Raw genomic sequence first — 2,409 nt, forward strand, 5'->3', positions numbered from 1 at the left:
AGATGAGGCCGGAAGCGGGGAGGAAATACGAACGTGCCTTCTGAGCTGGGACGATGAACCTTGTCGAGGGGTTCTGTCGGTCCAAGCGGAAGGCACTTTCTGCGTGCAGGGTATAGAGAGCACAAGCTGCGCGATCGACTCGATCCTCCGGCGGGCGTAGGGTGCGGCGGCGCGGGCGCCCTCGCATAGGCTGGCCGTCTCATCGACGCACCGGGACGAGGATCAGCCCATGCGCAGCAGCACCAGAATCCGCCTGATAGAGCCCACCGACGCCACCCCGATCGCCGCGCATCGAGTGCGGGACTTCGAGGCTTTCCGGCCGTGGGAACCGGCCCAGCCTGCCGACTTCTTCACCCCAGAGGGCCAGGCGGAGCGGATCGACAGCCTGCTGGCCGGATACCGGGCCGGCACGGTCTGGCCGGGCGTAGTACTCGCCGACGACCAGGTGATCGGGCAGGTCACCGTCGGAGGCATCCTGCCGCAGCCGCACCTGCGCCGCGGCTCCGTCGGATACTGGATCGCCAGCATCGCCCAGAATCAAGGGCACGCCGGACACGCCGTCGGGCTTGTACTCCGGGTGATGACGGACGAACTCGGGCTGCACCGCGCCGAGGCGTCCACCAATCTGGAGAATCTGCCGTCGCAGCGGGTACTGCGCCGCAACGGGTTCAGCCCGTACGGCGTCGCGCACTCCTCGATCTTTCTCGATGGGAGCTGGCGGGACGGGCTGCTGTGGGAGCGGCTCCTCGGCGACTGACCTCGCCGCTTCGGTTGAGATGGGGCCGGAAGCGGGGAGGAAATACGAAAGTGCCTTCTGAGCTGGGACGATGAACCTTGTCGAGGGGTTCTGTCGGTCCAAGCGGAGGGCACTTTCTGCGTGCAGGGTATCGGTTCTCGTCCCAAGCTCCACGTCTCCACTGACGGTTCGGGGGTCGTCGGGCACGCGTTTGCTGGCGGATCTTGCCGATGCCACCGGTCTGACCACCGCCTACTCCGCTGCGCTCAGGCCGCTGCGGCCGCGTGGCACCGGGCACGATCCAGGTCGGACCGCCACCGATCTCGCGGTGATGCTCGCCGACGGCGGCGAGGCGATAGCGGATCTGGCCGTGCTGCGGGACCAGGGCGGGGTATTCGGACCGGTCGCCTCCACACCTACCGCCTGGCGGTTGCTCGCCGACACCGACGGGGCAGTACTCGCTTCGCTGCGAGCGGCCCGCGCCTCAGCCCGGGAAGTCGCCTGGGTGCAGGCCGCCGAGACCGGCCAGGGCATACCCGCCGTCCAGGCCGGCGGACGAGAACTTCCCGGCCTGGTCCTGGATCTCGACGCCACGCTGATCACCTCCCACTCGGAAAAGGAACAGGCCGCGCCCACTTACAAAGGCGGCTTCGGCTTTCATCCGCTGCTGTGTTTCCTCGCGAACACCGGTGAGGCCATGTCCGGCCGACTGCGGCCCGGCAACTCCGCAGCCAACACCGCCGCCGATCACATCGCGGTGCTGGACGACGCCCTCGCACAGATCCCCGACGCTCACCGGTACGGCACCCAGATCCTGGTCCGTGCCGACAGCGCCGGATCTGCAAAAGCCTTCCTCGCCCACATCCGGACCTTGCGCGAGCACGGGTTGAGCCTGCGGTTCTCGGTCGGATACGCGGTCACCGAGCCAGTCCGTCGTGCAATCCGCTCACTGCCCGAAGCTCTCTGGCATCCCGCCCTGGACCAGAACGGGACACTGCGCGACGGCGCCGAGGTCGCCGAACTGACCGGTATGGTCGACCTCGCCGGTTACCCGGTCGGCACCCGCATCATCGTTCGGCGCGAACGACCGCACCCCGGCGCCCAACTGTCCCTGTTCGACCACGACGAGGGCCTGCGGCACCAGGTATTCCTTACCGATACCCCTTACTCCGGCGGCGGTTCCGCGCAGTTCCTTGAGGTCCGCCACCGCGGACACGCCACCGTCGAGGACCACATCCGGTGCGGCAAGAACACTGGCTTCGGCCGCTTCCCCTCCCGCCATTTCGACGTCAACGCCACCTGGCTCGAACTCAGCCTCACGGCGATCGATCTCCTCGTCTGGGCCCGCGTCCTCCTGCTGGATGGCGAACTCGCCGCCGCCGAACCCAAGAAACTTCGCTACCGGCTGCTACACGTTGCCGCCCGCCTCACCCGCGGTGGACGCCGCCTCCGCCTGCGGATCTCGGCGACCTGGCCCTGGAGACACGAACTGGCCACGGCATTCCACCGCCTTGCCGCACTGCCCCGACCGGTTGACTGACCTGCGGTCCCCCGCCCACCCACGATCCGAAGGACCCGGAGAACCCGACCATTGCGCCGGGACTCCACCATGCCCAGGCAACAGAATCGCCTCGACCACCCAGCAGTTGGTGATCAACGCAGCCGCCTCAGCC

1 protein-coding gene and 1 pseudogene are annotated in these 2,409 nt (G+C 68.0%); both read left to right on the forward strand.

Features of this window, described 5'->3' with window-relative positions; all coding sequences use genetic code 11:
- Positions 1-229: 229 nt before the first annotated feature.
- Entirely contained in the window at positions 230-757 is a 528-nt protein-coding gene (locus ACWCQ6_RS36845; RefSeq protein ID WP_451096815.1) for a GNAT family N-acetyltransferase, read from the forward strand.
- Positions 758-847: 90 nt separating this feature from the next.
- Positions 848-2,276: pseudogene (locus tag ACWCQ6_RS36850) on the forward strand (IS1380 family transposase).
- The last annotated feature ends 133 nt before the right edge of the window (positions 2,277-2,409 follow it).

The organism is Streptomyces sp. NPDC001880 (genome assembly GCF_053594575.1).

What these genes read in the sequence shown, in the direction of transcription:
- ACWCQ6_RS36845 (WP_451096815.1), top strand. Translation starts at nt 230, where the DNA reads ATGCGCAGCAGCACCAGAATCCGCCTGATAGAGCCCACCGACGCCACC.